This is a genomic window from Chryseobacterium paridis (assembly GCF_016595215.1).
GTDB lineage: Bacteria > Bacteroidota > Bacteroidia > Flavobacteriales > Weeksellaceae > Chryseobacterium > Chryseobacterium paridis.
The window spans coordinates 1,667,785-1,683,919 of sequence record NZ_JAENHK010000010.1 but is presented as its reverse complement, the minus strand read 5'-3'; the positions used below and the strand labels follow the sequence as shown (position 1 = coordinate 1,683,919).

18 protein-coding genes and 1 riboswitch are annotated in these 16,135 nt (G+C 34.0%); of the genes, 12 read left to right on the top strand and 6 right to left on the bottom strand.

The annotated features are described in order from the left end of the window. Positions 1–2: 2 nt before the first annotated feature. The gene (locus JHL15_RS17065; protein ID WP_200247713.1) at positions 3–593 is read left to right on the top strand and encodes an HD domain-containing protein; all 591 of its coding nucleotides are present in this window, start codon (positions 3–5) and stop codon (positions 591–593) included. Positions 594–806: 213 nt separating this feature from the next. On the opposite strand, the gene JHL15_RS17060 is transcribed toward JHL15_RS17065, so the two are convergent. Both JHL15_RS17060 and JHL15_RS17055 read right to left on the bottom strand, forming a co-directional pair. Then, positions 807–1,190 carry an acyl-CoA thioesterase gene (locus tag JHL15_RS17060; RefSeq protein ID WP_089027276.1) on the bottom strand — a complete coding sequence of 128 codons (384 nt, stop codon included), beginning with the start codon at positions 1,188–1,190 and terminating at the stop codon, positions 807–809. A gap of 114 nt (positions 1,191–1,304) precedes the next feature. Beyond that, positions 1,305–1,484, bottom strand: a riboswitch (cobalamin riboswitch). A gap of 53 nt (positions 1,485–1,537) precedes the next feature. Then, positions 1,538–2,338 (bottom strand): hypothetical protein, encoded by an 801-nt coding sequence (locus JHL15_RS17055; RefSeq protein WP_200247711.1) that lies wholly within the window; start codon positions 2,336–2,338, stop codon positions 1,538–1,540. A gap of 252 nt (positions 2,339–2,590) precedes the next feature. Between JHL15_RS17055 and JHL15_RS17050 the strand changes: the two genes are divergently transcribed. Beyond that, the gene (locus JHL15_RS17050) at positions 2,591–3,694 is read left to right on the top strand and encodes a GEVED domain-containing protein (protein ID WP_200247710.1); all 1,104 of its coding nucleotides are present in this window, start codon (positions 2,591–2,593) and stop codon (positions 3,692–3,694) included. Positions 3,695–3,742: 48 nt separating this feature from the next. Here the strand turns inward: JHL15_RS17050 and JHL15_RS17045 are convergent, their stop codons facing one another. Further along, positions 3,743–5,890, bottom strand: a complete 2,148-nt coding sequence (locus tag JHL15_RS17045; RefSeq protein ID WP_200247708.1) for an endonuclease MutS2 — start codon at positions 5,888–5,890, stop codon at positions 3,743–3,745. 107 nt (positions 5,891–5,997) lie between these two features. Between JHL15_RS17045 and JHL15_RS17040 the strand changes: the two genes are divergently transcribed. Together JHL15_RS17040 and JHL15_RS17035 are read left to right on the top strand one after the other, a co-directional pair. Continuing rightward, positions 5,998–6,501 (top strand): GNAT family N-acetyltransferase, encoded by a 504-nt coding sequence (locus JHL15_RS17040; RefSeq protein ID WP_200247707.1) that lies wholly within the window; start codon positions 5,998–6,000, stop codon positions 6,499–6,501. A gap of 183 nt (positions 6,502–6,684) precedes the next feature. Next, complete coding sequence (locus JHL15_RS17035) at positions 6,685–7,326, top strand: uracil-DNA glycosylase (RefSeq protein ID WP_200247705.1); 642 nt, start codon at positions 6,685–6,687, stop codon at positions 7,324–7,326. Here JHL15_RS17035 and JHL15_RS17030 read toward each other — a convergent pair. The 3 genes from JHL15_RS17030 to JHL15_RS17020 form a co-directional block, all read right to left on the bottom strand. After that, entirely contained in the window at positions 7,313–7,810 is a 498-nt protein-coding gene (locus JHL15_RS17030; protein WP_200247703.1) for a hypothetical protein, read from the bottom strand. The two genes, JHL15_RS17035 and JHL15_RS17030, sit on opposite strands and share 14 nt — an antisense overlap. A 12-nt stretch (positions 7,811–7,822) precedes the next feature. Continuing rightward, the gene (locus JHL15_RS17025; RefSeq protein WP_200247702.1) at positions 7,823–8,317 is read right to left on the bottom strand and encodes a DUF456 domain-containing protein; all 495 of its coding nucleotides are present in this window, start codon (positions 8,315–8,317) and stop codon (positions 7,823–7,825) included. A 74-nt stretch (positions 8,318–8,391) separates the two neighbouring features. Next, positions 8,392–9,582 carry a carboxypeptidase-like regulatory domain-containing protein gene (locus JHL15_RS17020; RefSeq protein ID WP_200247700.1) on the bottom strand — a complete coding sequence of 397 codons (1,191 nt, stop codon included), beginning with the start codon at positions 9,580–9,582 and terminating at the stop codon, positions 8,392–8,394. A gap of 271 nt (positions 9,583–9,853) precedes the next feature. On the opposite strand from JHL15_RS17020, the gene JHL15_RS17015 reads away from it, so the two are divergent. From JHL15_RS17015 to JHL15_RS16980, 8 genes are all read left to right on the top strand, one after another. After that, on the top strand, positions 9,854–10,222 hold the full coding sequence (locus JHL15_RS17015) for a hypothetical protein (protein WP_200247699.1): 369 nt from the start codon (positions 9,854–9,856) through the stop codon (positions 10,220–10,222). A 285-nt stretch (positions 10,223–10,507) separates the two neighbouring features. Then, complete coding sequence (locus tag JHL15_RS17010) at positions 10,508–11,551, top strand: mechanosensitive ion channel domain-containing protein (RefSeq protein WP_317193052.1); 1,044 nt, start codon at positions 10,508–10,510, stop codon at positions 11,549–11,551. A 185-nt stretch (positions 11,552–11,736) separates the two neighbouring features. Then, on the top strand, positions 11,737–12,456 hold the full coding sequence (locus tag JHL15_RS17005) for a pyridoxine 5'-phosphate synthase (protein WP_200247695.1): 720 nt from the start codon (positions 11,737–11,739) through the stop codon (positions 12,454–12,456). 126 nt (positions 12,457–12,582) lie between these two features. After that, positions 12,583–13,362 carry an alpha/beta fold hydrolase gene (locus JHL15_RS17000; protein WP_200247693.1) on the top strand — a complete coding sequence of 260 codons (780 nt, stop codon included), beginning with the start codon at positions 12,583–12,585 and terminating at the stop codon, positions 13,360–13,362. Between the two features lie 113 nt (positions 13,363–13,475). Next, positions 13,476–13,751, top strand: coding sequence for a microviridin/marinostatin family tricyclic proteinase inhibitor (locus JHL15_RS16995; protein ID WP_200247691.1), 276 nt, complete (start codon positions 13,476–13,478; stop codon positions 13,749–13,751). Between the two features lie 40 nt (positions 13,752–13,791). Then, a complete protein-coding gene (locus JHL15_RS16990; RefSeq protein WP_200247689.1) occupies positions 13,792–13,995 on the top strand; it encodes a microviridin/marinostatin family tricyclic proteinase inhibitor in 204 nt (67 codons plus the stop codon). A 90-nt stretch (positions 13,996–14,085) separates the two neighbouring features. Further along, positions 14,086–15,036 (top strand): MvdC/MvdD family ATP grasp protein, encoded by a 951-nt coding sequence (locus JHL15_RS16985; RefSeq protein ID WP_200247687.1) that lies wholly within the window; start codon positions 14,086–14,088, stop codon positions 15,034–15,036. Beyond that, on the top strand, positions 15,036–16,043 hold the full coding sequence (locus JHL15_RS16980; protein ID WP_200247685.1) for an MvdC/MvdD family ATP grasp protein: 1,008 nt from the start codon (positions 15,036–15,038) through the stop codon (positions 16,041–16,043). Before JHL15_RS16985 ends, JHL15_RS16980 begins: the two co-directional genes overlap by 1 nt. Positions 16,044–16,135 lie beyond the last annotated feature (92 nt).

Genomic DNA, 16,135 nt, shown 5'->3' with positions numbered 1-16,135 from the left:
CAATGAAAATACAAAAGGAAATCGATTTTATTTTAGCAGTTGATGCTTTAAAAAATGTACAGAGAAGAAATTATAATGCTGATGATTCACGAAGAGAAAATACGGCAGAGCATTCATGGCAGATCATCATTTTAGCACAGGTTCTTTTTCCGTATGCTAAAAACAGAACTGATATCGATTTATTAAGGGTAATAAGAATGCTGTCTATTCATGATCTGGTAGAAATTGAGGCTGGAGATACCTTTTTATTTGATGAAAAAGCAATGGTAGGTAAATTTGAAAGAGAGAAATTATCTGCTCAGAATATTTTTGGAATTCTTGATGAACCTTTACGTTCAGAATTTTTTAATCTTTGGCTGGAGTTTGAAGAAGAACAAACCCCGGATGCTATTTTTGCGTGTGCAATAGATAGGATCATGCCGTTTATTCTTAATTCCCATACTTCAGGAAAGAGTTGGACAGAAGCCAGAGTTACTGAAGGACAAATCAGAAATATGTTGGAAAACGCAATAAGTCGTGCTTCTGATGAAATGGGAGAAGCATTCCAGTTTTTATTAAATAAAAGTTTAGAAACAGAAAAAGTTTTAAAATAAGCTGGATTCGAGGTGATTGATATCGTCAGATCGAGTGTTTTTCGGAATGAAATGGAGAAAAATGTATCGAGATCTACCTGGTTTGGATTTCTTGATAGAACCTTTATCAAAAGACTTCGAAAACCCCTGCTATCATTACATATTTCTTACTGAGCTCAAATTCATGTTGAAATAAAAAACGCAAGTCAATCCGACTTGCGTTTTCTTTTCTAATTATAGTATTTGAACTGGTTTTTTGAACTCGTCAATTGCTACAAATGTGAAATCTCCAACAATGGCTCTTTCTCTTTCATAAGAATACATTTGTTCAGTATAGATTTCTACATTTACTTTCATACTGGTAGTTCCAACATGAGAAACGGTTCCTATTAATTCCACAATTGTTCCTGCAGGAATGGGCTTTTTGAAATCAATTTTGTCGCTGCTCACCGTTACCACTCTTTTTCTTGCAAATCGGGTCGCAGTAATAAATGCCACTTCATCCATCAATTGCATCGCCGTTCCTCCAAAAAGGGTATCGTAATGATTGGTTGTGTTAGGGAAAACCGCTTTAAAGATTCTGGTTTCGGATGCTTGAATTCTTTCTTCTGTAGTCATATTTCATTATTAAATTAAAGCGAAATGAAATCAATTGAAACAAACAGAATAATACAGGAATGCTCATATTCCTGAAAAATCCATCAGATCAATAAACTTCAAGTCGCGAAAGTTTTTTGTTTATAGAAAAAGGCAGGTCTCCTGACTTGTAACATCTTTATTTCCTTCCCATGCTATGCACAGTGGATTCTTTACAAAGACTTTAGTTACTTTACAGTTGCGCGACAGTTCGTGATTCTCACACGATTCCCTATTAATCTGCGGTTAAGCAGAACCGATTCCTGTGATGAATAAGTGTAAAACTTTTTCAAATGCAAAAATAAGAATAATACAGAGAAATAAGTGAATTATTCCGGACTTTTATAAATAATCTGGTGAGCCACCCTCCCTTCCCGGATTGTCCAAAGTGTGGTGTATCTGTTTTCACCGGAACCATTGACCATATAAATGAAAATATGATCATTGTCAATAGCCGCCACACTAATGTTATTGAAATCCATGGTAGGCTGGAACATATTTTTAATGGCTTCTCTCACAAAAACAGAACCTCTTCCCACTTGCTGTACTCGTATAGACTTGATTTCGGTCATTCCTTCCGGAAGCTCCTTGCTTATTCCGTAAGGTTTCACCTTATCAATGGTAAGAATAGTTCCATCAGCATCTTTTTCCATCTTACGGTAACTTGCATTGGAAGGATATACATCAATGATTACCTTATTTCTTTGGGCTGTGGGTATTTTAGGATTGTTGTTATCTGTGAAGATAAGAGATCTTCCGTTTTTAGATTTTGAAGGAGTATACTGTGGTAGTTGATCAATAAAGGCTACACGCTCTTTGTTTACCATACCTTCTTTATCCAGATTTTCATATCTCACGAATGGTTTTTCGGTATCCTGCTTTTCAGGATATTTGATCCATAACCATTCTGTTTCTCCGGGAGCAGGTTTTACATAAAGAAAAACATCTCCTTTACGCATCCTTATTTTATCTACAATTTTTCTATAATTATCTTTAGGAACACGGACATTGGCATAACCTTCTTCGGCTTTTACAACCCCGAAAGGGATTTTTTGCTGACCTTTTACAAAAGCTAATGAAAATAAGCTAATAGCAGATAAATAGAACGCTTTGTTTACCGAAATCATCATGAAAAATTTTTGATGCTCCAAATATATAAATTAAATGCTTTTCTGAAGATAATTATATAATTCTAAATCTATAATATTCTTAAATAGAAGTAAGAGGTAAAGAAATACCTTGGCAATGAATCAAGGTATCATGATAGGTTTATATATAAAATTGAAATTAATTAAAAATTTGAACAAATTGGAATAGATAACATAAGTGATATTTTAATATATTAGTATAATTTTCATTAAAATGTTAAAAACTAATAAAACATGACAAAAAATTTACTCTATGTATTTCTATTCTTAATAGGAATTTCCTTTTTTAATGGTAAAAATCAAGATAACATTTATTCTTCCAGTGCGCTATTTTGTGATACCAATGCACCTGCCAATGTTCAGGTTTCAAACATTACTGCTACTTCTGCTGTTATTACATGGACTTTTGATCCTACTACACCCGATTACCTGATAAGATTTAGGCCAGTGGGAGGGACTGTGTCTCCATGGACTACGGTTACTATTTCTACCTTGGCATCGTTCACCCTAACCGGGTTAATACCTTGTTCTCAATATGAGGTTCAGGTTGCTAAAATATGTTCTGGCGTAGTTGGAACCTGGTCAGGATCAATCATTTTTGTTTCTACCCTTAATTATTGTTTATCTGGTTCTACAGATTCCGGATTGATGCATATTTCTAATGTTATGGTAAGTCCCGGCAGTGGAGGCTTTTTACCTATGGTAAGCAATTCTGGAGCATCGAATTATACTGACTACAGAAACGATCCTTCAAGAAAAGTAAATTTATTGGTTGGTAGTACTGGAAATATGATTTCAGTAACCAAAGCATGGAGTGGGGTTCCTTCTGCTGCATCAATAAGTGTCTGGATTGACTTAAATGGAAATGGGGTTTTTGAAGCTACTGAGAAAATTGTGTTTTCTGGTTCAAATACAAGTGCTTCTCCTTCTGCTACATTTTCCATTCCATCTACAGCCTTTCAGACAGCAGGAACTTGTGGTGTAACTATGAGAGTGATGATGACGCAGGCTCTGGCAAATTCTGCCTGTGGAACATTTGTTTATGGAGAGGTTGAGGATTATGGTGTGGCACTTTTAACAAGTGGAAGTTTGTCAACTGTAGAAAATCAAAAAAGTAAAGAAATCAATATATACCCAAATCCGGTTTCAAATGTCGTTACGATTGATGGGATTGTCTCTGATTTGGATTATGAAATATATAATACTGCGGGGCAAAAAATAAAAACTGGAAAATCAGCTGATCGCAAAGTTAATGTTCATGATCTTATAAGAGGTGTTTATTTTATTCAATTGAAGGAGAAAGAAAAGGTTACAAGGTTAAAGTTTATTAAAAATTAAAAAAAGCGCTGAATTATCAGCGCTTACTTTTTTATTATAATCTTATATTTAAATTCTTTCTAACTCATCAGCATTAATGGTCGTTTTGAAAGTTCCATAATTAACGATCACTTTGTTTCTGGAAATTTTTTCAATAGTCCCTACACTGGTACTACCCGTAATACGAACCCGTTGTCCTATTTTCATCCAAACTTCACGATCGATCTTACGTTTTTCTTCTATCTTTTCATTTGTTTCAGCTATTTTTTCAATAACCTCTTCTTTCTTCAATTGCTGAGTGATCTTTCTTTTAACGACCTGAAGACGCTTTGTTTCATCTTTATCAGCCCCGATTTTTCTAAATTTCTCCTGCTCTAAGATTTTCACAAAATCTTTAACCACGTCTTTTCGGGATTTGCCTTTTACATAACTTTCAATAAAAGCTTCTACTTTCCCACCGAATTGAAGTTTACGGTGCTCATCTTCGTATAGTTTTTGGAAATTGAACAATTTTTGCTGAAGCTGCTCATTCAGTTTTTGCAGATTGTCACGCTTGTCCTCAACAGATTCTTTTCTCTCAGCAAGATCAGTTTTAAGTTTTTCGACTTCAAATTTTTCCTGCTGTAGCTTAACAATTGTCTTGTCAAGATTTACAATATCATGTTCTACTTTTTTCTTGGCAGCATGAATGATAAATCTTGGAATCTTATTTTTCTCGGCAACTTCGAAAGTAAATGAACTCCCTGCTTGTCCAACTTCCAATTTATACATTGGCTCTAAAGTTTCTTCATTAAACAACATAGCTGCATTTTCAGCATTGGGTAGTTGTTCAATAACCAATTTGATATTAGTATAGTGGGTTGTTATAATAGCAAAGCTCTTTTTATCATAGAAGAACTCCAGAAAACTTTCAGCTAATGCGCCTCCGAGTTCCGGGTCTGAACCGGTTCCAAATTCGTCAATCAATAAAAGGGTGTTAGCATCGGATTCACGAATGATACCAGCCATTTTCTTTAACCTTGATGAATACGTAGAAAGATGGTTTTCGATCGATTGATTGTCACCAATATCCGTCATGATCTTATCAAAGAAAAACATTTCAGATTTTGGATGAACAGGAACCAGAATTCCACTCTGGATCATCAACTGAAGCAGTCCTACTGTTTTCAGTGTAATTGATTTTCCACCAGCATTAGGTCCGGAAATACAGATGATTCTGTTGTGTTCTGTCAGGCTTAACGTCTGCGAATGAATTTTTTTATTTTCTGCCTTATTTCTTAACCATAGGAGAGGGTGAAAAGCTTCCCTTAATTTCAGCGTTTTGTGACGGTTGATTTTGGGTAAAACTCCATTGATCATTTCTGAAAACTTTGCTTTCGCTCTTGTAAGGTCCAAGTCAAAAATATACTTCTGATAACGCCAAAGCTGAGGTTGGAATTCTGCTAATTCTGCGGTCAGCTTTCTTAGAATTTTATCAATTTCCTTTTTTTCTTCCTCTTCATTTTCACGAAGTTTGAAATAATGGCTGACCACACTGTCCGGTTGGATATAGGTGATAGATCCTGTTTTGGAAAGTCCTAAAACTCTTCCTGAAACTCTTTTCTTATAAGCCGATTTTACAGCTAAAACCCTTTGGTCATCAATAATACTTTCGCGGATATCATCCAGAAAGTCACTTTGTCCGTAATTGAATAATGCACGGTTGAAATTCTCCTGAATCGCTTTTTTAGCATGTTGGATTTCAGTCCGTAAAGCCTTTAGGATTGGAGAGGCTTCACTTTTTACTTCTCCAAAACGATTAAAAACTTTATCAACTTTATCAATGATCTCTTTTTTAAATTCCAGAACTGAAGCATCTTCCATCAGATTGGGAAAGGTGTCCGGCATAGTAGGAAAGAACTTTTGCAGTTTTCCAATTTGTTCCGTTAACGTTTTTATTTTGATGAAGGCACTATTTTCAAGTCGGTAATTTTCAATCAGCATTAATTTTAACTCAGCCTCAATATCCTCATATTCATCGAACGGAATAGCATTTGAACTTTCAAAACTTGACAGATATTCTGAAGTTTTTTTCAAAGACAGTTCTGCTTCCTCAATTTCCATTGGAAGAAGGTGAAGGATTTTTTCTCTCGTTTTCGGAGAATACGCAAAAGGAGAAATTTCCGCGAGCAATTGCGGAAACTCTAATTCGTCTAAATCTTCTTTATTTATATACACACTGCAAATTTAGTGAGAAATTGTGAATTTGATGATGTGATAATTTGAAAATGAGTTAATTTAGAAACCAGATAACTTTTGAATAATAGTCTTAATACATTTGAATTATGAAACTAGAAACCGAACGATTAATTTTAAAGAACATTGATGAAAACAATGTTGACGATATTCTTAGAATTCGTAGTAATGACGTGATCAATAAATTTGTGACGAGAAATTCACCGAAAACGAATCACGATGCATTAGATTTTATTCTAACGATTAAAAAGAATACAAAAAATAACCAAACGGTTTACTTGGGTATTTCTTATAAAGATCAACCCAAACTTATTGGAACTATTTGCTTGTGGAATTTTTCGGAAGACAGAAGCGTTGCGGAAGTAGGTTACGAATTATTACCAGATTATCATAGAAAAGGAATTATGTCGGAATCGTTGGATGCGGTTTTAAATTATGGTTTTAATGAGCTAAATTTGCGGGAAATAGTAGCGATCACTCACAAGGACAATGAAAACTCAATAGGACTTCTTTTAAAACATCATTTTATTTTGGAAGAAGGTAAAGAAGATGAGGGTTTTCCTGAGAACATTATTTTTAGCTTAAAGAAATAAAGTTTTCTTTTGTCATTTCGACGACGGAGAAATCTACGTTTCTAATTTAATCATTAAATTTGTGTGGATTCTTCACTACGCTTTGCTTCGTTCTGAAATCGAAGATTCGACGTAGTCAATGACAGCATGGCGTAAAAATGGAATCTTCAAATTAATTAATTCTCAAATTTTCAAATCGAATAGATGACCTGGACAGAAATTTTAGCACCGATAAAAAGTACACCATATTTTACCAATCTTTGGGAAAAAGTAAAACAAGAATATGCAACAACAAAGGTTTTTCCTCCAAAAAATCAAATTTTCCGAGCATTAGAAATTACTCCTTTTGACGATATTGAAGTGGTAATTATTGGTCAGGATCCGTATCATAATGATTATCAGGCAAACGGTCTGTGTTTTTCTGTTTCAGAACAAGTGGCAGCTCCACCTTCGTTGAAAAATATTTTTATTGAATTAAAGGATGATCTTGGAATTGTTAGGACTTCTAAAGAATTAGACGTTTGGGGGAAGCAGGGTGTTTTGTTATTAAATGCTACATTAACGGTTCGTGCTCATACACCCAATTCTCATAAAGACCTAGGTTGGGAGAAGTTTACAGATTTTATTATCAAAGAAATTTCTGATAAAAAGGAAAATGTGGTTTTTGTTTTATGGGGAGCTTTTGCACAAAAAAAAGCCGAACTCATAGATCCGGCTAAGCATTTTATTTTGAAATCTGCGCATCCATCACCTTTTTCTGTTTACAGAGGTTTTTTTGGAAGCAAACCTTTTTCAAAGATTAATGAATATCTTGTTTCAAAAGGAAAGAAGCCTATTTCATGGTAGATTTTTCACCTGTTTTTTGGATAGCGATTCCTATTTTGTATTTTCCGGCAAGACCTTGTGTTCCATCCTTCGAAGTAGGAAAGGGGGTAACTTCCTTCAATGAAATTGTATAACCGTTGAATTCTGCAGAAGTAGAATAATTTCTTCCTTCATTATCTGTTGTGGCCAAAGTTAAGGTCACTGGTCTTGTTGTGGTTCCCATTACGGTTACATTAGCAACAGCTACACCTGCCCAAATACAATTCACCCCTTCCGGACAACGGCTGTCTTCAGAGATTTTGTTGAAAGTGACATTCATTTGATATTCTTTAAGGAATTTATTTTCTCCCTCAGTAAAATAAATAATGTTTCCTTCTTTGTTCATTGTTTTTTCTTTTGTACTAGCTGTCCCGGTCGATTGGGTAGATGATCGCGTCTCTTTTTGAGCGTTGCAATTAGTAAGAGCTAGCATTCCTACGCTGAATAAAATGGTTTTATATAACATGGTAAATTTTTTTTAAATGTAATCAAGCATATCTAGTACTACTACCAAAAACATTGCCACACCCACCACAAAGCTAAATCCTGTTCCATATATAAATCCAATAAAGGCTCCCTTTGTTGATTTCAGGGCCTTATTCATGTCTTTGCTGTCATGAAGTAATTCGCCAATAAATACTCCTGCAAACATTCCTATTAAAAACCCTAACGGGATAGGAATAAATAGCATTCCTGCAATGGTACCAATCACTGAACCTATGCTTCCCCATCTTGTTCCCCCATATTTTTTATTGGTTTTTGCCGGGATTACATAATTTAAAACGGCAGAAGCAACAGTCAGGATTCCAAAGATCCAAATATAAAACATGGGTAAGTCGGCATCAGTTCCAAATTTATAAATTAATAAACCACACAGACTTAACAATAATCCGGGTAATACAGGAAGGAAAGTTCCAAGCATTCCCAGAACTAACAAAATCAGACAAAAAATATTAATTAATGTTGTGTCCATTCTTAAAATTATAGATGCAAGATAAAAAAAGTGGCCTTAAAAAAAGCCACCTTTTAGTATAAGTTAGAAAATTACTATAAGTTTAAGATTACATACTGTAGAATTACACCGGCATTTCCAATGTTACCTGAAGCATGATTATGGAAAGTGGTATAATAAATGTACCCACTGTTTGAAGATCCTGAGCAAGGTCCTACTGTTGCACCTAATGCTACCAAATAAGGAACTAATACCTGAGGAACTGAAATACTGATCTGGATATTTCCCGGAAGAGTAATACAAACTGTTACAAATGTTGAATTTGAAGCGTTTCCTATTGAAATAGTTGGTATGTTCGTTGCCGTGAAATGATTGGTTCTGATCATTAAAGCATCATTTGATGATGTTTCTTTAACCAAAACTTCCCAATATGTAGGATCGTAATTAATTATTTTTTGCCATACGCCTAAATCATAATTAATATCAAGTGTATTGAATCCTAAAGCTGTTGTGAGTCCAGGATTAGTCACTGTAGCGGCTACTGTACCAGAGTTCCCTATATTTTTAGAACATAATTTTGTGTCAGGAATAAATCCTCCTGGAAGGGAACAGTTGTTCGTATTGCTTGTTCCACCCACTAAGTAGGAAACGTCCCAATCTGAAGCATAAATACTTCCTCCATTAGCAACAAAGGCGGCTAAATTGTTTTCAATTACAGTATAGAGCCCCGGATTATTTGAAGAGTAATTGTTCCTTGAACCACAATTAAGAAATATGATGTCGTACTGTGCAATATTCGTTAGGTTGACAAGATCGGCATTAGTAATTTCCGTAGCTGTATAGCCTAAAGTCTGAATAATATCTTCGATTTTATCATATGCCCCTTTTACGTAAGCAATTTTTGCAACCTGATTCAGTTTGGTTTGACTGGCATCAAGGTTTACAGTTTCGCTATCCTTTACAGTGGCGGAAATTTCCGTACGGAAATTAGTACCATTACCTGTTTGAATGTGAATAGTACGACTTCCGGCTGGTGCTACCAATGTAAAGTTACCATCTGCATCTGAAGTGGTGTAATAGATTTTGTACTTGTCATCAAAAGTAAAAACTGAAGCACCTCCAACAGGTTTGGTTCCATTTTGTGACATCACTTTTCCGGTAAGTTTTCCGGTTTTTACAACCGCTGGTCCGACGTTTTCGGAAGCTATTGCAGGATCGTCTCCTCCTGCACAATTCGTTAAAAGTGTGAATACACACAATAAAATAAATAAGTAGTGTTTTCTCATATCTAGTTGATTTTGATTGGTTTAGTTTTTATCAAATGTAATAAATAATTAAATATAAAATCATAAAATATGATAAATTTTAAGTATTATTTATTTTTAATTATGTTTTTTAATGAATTTTTTACATATTAATCGTAGTTTGATAGTATTTAATAATTTTTTAAATAATGATTAAGACTATAATATATAAAATGAATAGTTATTCATATCATAGTTATTTAAATTGCGCAAAAATTTTTAACTTTGAGATACAAATCTAAATTAATATATTATGAAAAATTTAACTTTTAAGTTGATAGCTTTTACTATGCTATTCTCTTTTGCCTATGCAAAAACAGGAGTTTTAGATCATAAAACTATTGGTGTTTTTTCGAACAATGTTAATATAAAGCAACCAAAGGTTGATAGCTTTAAAATTATTGGAGAAAGTTATGATGAAGTAAATAAGAGATGTAGTATCACTGTTAATTATTATAATCAAGGACAGTATGTTGGACAACAAACCTACTCTGGAAATACAGCAACGCTTTGTGGAGTTACAACATGCGGGCAATGGCGTGATAATATGATGAGCGCAATAAATTCGTGGGTAAATGCTAACGAAACTATGTATCCAAGTTGTAATGATTGTGCCTGTTAGTATTAAAAAATATCTTGAAAATGCAGCTTAAATATAAGCTGCATTTTTGTATTTTTGTTATCAATGAAAAACGAAATACAAGATACCAAAAGTTTTTTGCAAGATATCAGTGATGAGCTATATGTTTATATAAGTCGTATATCACCTCCTGGCTTAGATTGGGTGTTTCATATTATTGTAAAATTAGTATTACTTGTTGCCATTTTTTTGATAATTGATTTTATTCTAAAATTTTTCATCAACTATAGTTTCCGTATTTTTCATAACAAGGAAAGATATCCTATTATGAATTCTATTAAGAATTCAAAGATTACAAATTCGCTAGCACATTTTGTTGCATTGATTATTGTTGGAGGGTTACACGAGTCCATATTTACAGGCGCTTTGCCACAAACCACTATTTTTATTATTAGATCTGTTAATTTAGGGCTTGTTTTAATTCTAGCAGGAATGTTCTACAGATCATTAACAGCATTCAGGAATTATTTTGTAATAAAACAAGATTTTTACAACATTATGGCGCTTAATGCTATATCTGAAACAGTTAAAATCCTAGGGATTTTTATCTTTTCAGTGGTAGGGATTTGTGTTATTTTTGGTATAAAAGGAACAACAATCGTTGGAAGTTTGGGAGCAATAACTGCTGTTTTGGTTCTTGTTTTCAGAGATACCATTTTAGGTTTTGTAACCGGGATTCACGTAGCAACCTCTAAAAGTCTGAAAGTAGGAGATTGGGTAGGTATTCCAAAATATAATATTGAGGGGAATATTGCCGATATCAGCCTCTTAACTACAAAAATCACCAATTTTGATAAAACAGTTTCGACCATTCCTACTTACGATTTACTGACTACAGAAATCAAGAACCTTCAGATCATGTCTGAATCAAATACCCGAAGAATAAAAAAATCGATCTATTTCAATATCAATTCTTTTAAATTTTTGAGTGATGAGGAGATCGAGCGTTTAAAAGATATCAATCTGATTTCTGAATACCTTGAAGGAAAAAGCATAGAGCTTAGAAAAGAGAAAGAAACGCTCGCTCATAATGATAAAATCGTTAACGGAAGACAATTGACGAATATCGGTGTTTTCCGTCATTATGCTCAGAAATACATTGAAAACGATCCTGATGTGGATAAAAAAGGGGTAGTAATGGTTCGTCAGTTGGATATTACTCCACAAGGACTTCCATTAGAAATTTACTGTTTTGCCAATGACTCGAAATGGGAGCGTTTCGAACAGATCCAGGCAGATATTTTTGATCACCTTTTAGTCGCTTCCAAAGAATTTGATCTGCAGGTGATGCAGGTTGCTGTGAAAGTTTAAAGAAGGGAAAATTGAAAGTTGAAAATTGAGAGTTGAAAGGGGCGGGTAAATAATAGAACTTGAAAAGAATAATTTAATATTAATGGTAAATGAGATGATAGACTAATAGGTGTTTTTTGGATAAGTAACTTCCATCTTCAACCTTCTAGCTTCCACCTCAGTTATCCAACATCTACTTATAAAGAATGACAAAACTAAGTGTAAACATTAATAAAATTGCGACTTTAAGAAATGCAAGAGGAGGCGAAACGCCTAGTGTAACAGAAGCTGCAATCAAAATTCAGGAATTTGGCGGACAGGGAATTACGATTCATCCACGACCTGATGAAAGGCATATCACCAGAAAAGATGTTTATGATCTTAAGCCTTTAGTAACTACAGAATATAATATTGAAGGGAATCCACATCGTGCTTTTATCGATATGGTATTACAAGTAAAACCCGAACAGGTAACGCTTGTTCCTGATGCTGATGACGCGATCACTTCCAATGCTGGCTGGGATACAAAGAAGCATTTGGACTTTCTAAAAGAGATCATCGCTGAATTTAAAAATGCAGGAATCCGTACCTCGATATTTCTTGATCCTACTCCGGAATTGGTAGAATACGCTGCGAAAACAGGTGCTGATAGAATTGAATTATATACAGAAGCCTACGCTAAAGAGTATTTTGCTAATAAAGAGCAAGCTGTAAAGCCTTATCTTGAAACAGCTATTGTTGCTGGTGATTTTGGTTTAGGAGTAAATGCTGGACATGATTTGAGTCTTGATAATTTAAAATATTTTGCTGATACCATCCCTAATTTGTTAGAAGTATCTATCGGACATGCATTGGTTTCCGAGGCTTTGTATATGGGTATGGAGAATACAGTTCGGGCTTATCTGAAGAGATTAGCGAAGTGGTAAATCTGATGAGGGTTTGAGAGTTTTAGTTTACGAGTGTTTTAGAGTCTGACTGTTGGAGTTATTAATAAATTACCACTGAACTATCTGCTACCTACCACCTAAGACCTAACCCCTAATAAAAAAACTATGGAAATTTTACATTCAAAAATATTTGGCGAAGAGAAATCGTCTACACCTTTATTAGTATTTCATGGATTGTTTGGAATGCTTGACAACTGGGGAAGTTTCGGAAAGGATCTGGGAGAATATCTTCCGGTTCACTTATTAGACTTAAGAAATCATGGAAGAAGTTTCCATTCTGAAAGTATGTCACACGATGATCTGGCAGATGATATTGCCAACTATATGGATCATTACGGGATTAAAAAAGCGCATGTTCTTGGCCATTCTCTAGGTGGAAAGGCGGTAATGCAATTTGCTATCAAGTATCCTGAAAAAGTAGAAAAACTTATTGTGGTGGATATCTCTCCTAAAGCATATCCTCCTCATCACCAGGGAATTATTAAAGCCCTTGAGACAGTTGATTTCAATACTGTAAAATCAAGAAATGAAGTCGAAGCAGTTCTAACTCAATATATTCCGGAAAAATCTACCATACAGTTTTTGGCTAAGAACCTCTATTGGGATGATGATAAAAAGCTGAATTGGAGATTTAATCTTAAAACATTATCTGAAAAATATAATGAGTTTGTTTCAAATGCAATCAAATTTGGTGTTTTTGAAGGCGATACTCTATTTATTGCGGGAGAGAAATCCAATTATATTCTTCCGCAGGATGAATTTGCAATTAAGCAACAATTTCCCAAAGCAAAAATTGTTATCGTCAAAAATGCTGCTCACTGGGTTCAGGCTGATAATCCTGTTGAGTTTAGTCTCGTTGTTAAGAAATTTTTAGGCGTAGAGTAATTTGATTCTCTGATTCTTATATTGTTAAAATTTTCTTAAAAGGGTGATTTAATTTTTTTGAAAGTGAAAATTTTGTACTTTAGATTGATCAAAAAAGTTAAAAATATTTACTTATGAATCCAAAAAAACTAAAAAAACCATTCTTTGCTTCTTTTTTAGAGAAACAAATTCAAGAACCTGAGAAAGTAACTGGTGGAGGTGGAGGAGTTATCACTTCCATTAATGGAGATGATATTACAATCCCTTCAAAAGACAATATCACTTCTGTCTTAGTTGATAATGTCACTACCGTAAGAAATGATAATGTAACATTGAAGTATCCTTCTGATAATGACGAAGGTGGACCTCTTCATCCGATGGATCCAAACTTACCAATCGATCATTTATAGAATTTCAACAAAATATTAAATCAAACCAAATTAAAACGTTATGAAAAACAAGAGTTCAAAGAAAAAACCATTTTTCGCAGCATTCCTTGAAAAGCAATTGAAAGATCCTCAAACTGTAACAGGTGGTGGACCAGATATTACAATTCCGGAAAGAGATGTGGTGACAAAGCCAACTTTAGATATGGCTCACACAATGAAATATCCATCTGATGGAGATGATGATGCTCCTACAGTACCATTATAGTATATTGCTTTTACAGAAATAAAATATACTAATAATCATAATGAAAGGAAACTTACACTCTAAGTTTCCTTTTTTAATAAAAAATAACTAATGATTCTTTGCATCACTCACTCCAACGATTATTATAACATTGATATTTTCTTTGAATATCTTACCTCTAAAAATATTCCTTACTTCAGACTGAATTCGGATCATGTGAATCATTTGCAGGAAATCAGTATTAACGAAAATTCGTTTGAATTAACAGATGAGTCTGGAAATACAGTTCGTTCCGAGGATATCAAGGCAGTATGGCACAGAAAGGGCTGGCGAATCACTATTCCGGAAGAATTGGATAGTGATTATGTGAAAGTTTTTCTCAATGAATATGGAAGCCTTCGATATAATCTTTATACTGCTTTAGAGGATATTCCATGGATCAATCCTTTTGAAAAAGAGACAAAAGTGGATGGAAATAAAGTGTATCAATTAAAGATTGCGAAGAAAAATAATCTAACGATCCCTAAAACATTGTTTTCAAACGATGAAGAAAAAATAACTGCTTTTTTTCATGAGTATTGTAATGGAAAAGCGGTAGCAAAACTTCATGGAGTTATTTCCAAATCCATGAGTGGGGAAGATTTGCTTTCTACAACAATAATTGATGAAGATAATCTGGAGTCTATTGCTGATATTGCTTACTGTCCAATGATCTTTCAGCCTTATATTGAAAAGGAATATGAGCTCAGAATCATGTATGTAGATGGTGATTTTTTCACAGGAAAGATCAATAACAGTGAACATGCTGACTGGCGTGTTAATCAAGGAAATTATTTTTGGTCAGCTTATGAATTGCCCGAAGATATTAAATCTCATCTTTCCGGAATGATGAAGGAAATGGGACTTTATATGGGTGCTATTGATATGATCAAAGGAAGAGATGGAAATTACTATTTCCTGGAGGTAAATCCACAGGGAGAGTGGGGAATGCTACAAAAAGAATTAAATTTTCCTATTGCGGAAAGAATTGCTGATAACCTTATAAAAAGAATGAAAAACTAATGAACAATAAAATTTTAATCATCACTCATACTGGAGATAATTTTTCAATCCAGAAAGTAACAGAATATATCGGAAAGAATGACTTTGAAGTAATCCGTTTTGATGTAGATTTATATCCTCTAAAAAATAAATTATCAACCACTTTTCAGGATGGAAAATGGATCAGTATTCTTGAAACCCCCGATGTAAAACATCGTTTAGATGATATTGCTGCTGTATGGTACAGAAGAGCATACAATATGGGAGAAGGTTTAAAAGAAGAAATAGATATAAAATTCTATGGTGCTGCAATGGGTGAGATAAGAACTACTCTTTTTGGATTTTTAGAATCCATTGATGTGTATGCGTTGGGTAAACCAAGTGTTTACAGAAGATTAGACAGTAAAGAAGAGCAGCTGAAAATTGCAGATAAAATAGGGTTTAAAATTCCTGAAACCTGTATTACCAACAATCCTGAAGAAGCAAAAAAATTTATTATTGAACATCAGAACGTGGTTGGAAAGATGCAATCAGGTTTTGCTATTTATGAAGATGGTGTAGAAAGTGTGGTATTTACCAATGTAATTAGCGAAGATAAATTGGAAGATTTAGATTCATTATTATACTGTCCAATGCAATTCCAGAAGAAAATTGAAAAGAAAAGAGAATTAAGAGTAACTGCAGTAGGTCATGATGTATATGCTTTTGAAATCGATTCCCAACAGTTTGAAGATGCAAAAGTGGATTGGAGAAAAGATGGTGTGAATCTCATCGATAAATGGGTAAGAACTGATCTTCCAAAAGATATTGAAAATAAAGTTCTCGAACTTCTGGATGTGTATAACGTTGATTATGGGGCACTGGATATTATTGTATCTCCTGATGACGAATATTATTTCATTGAAATAAATGGTGCTGGTGAATTTTTCTGGCTGGATAATCTTACAGAGGAAAATCTTATTTCAAAAAGTATTGCAGATGTTTTGTGTGACAAAGCACCGAGAAGAAATAATATGGTTTTAGCTTAAAAAGCTAACTATCTACCAACCGGATTTCCGTTACAATAACTATTCTAAGAATAGATTTAAACTGATAATAGTGATGAAATTAAGCTGAATTG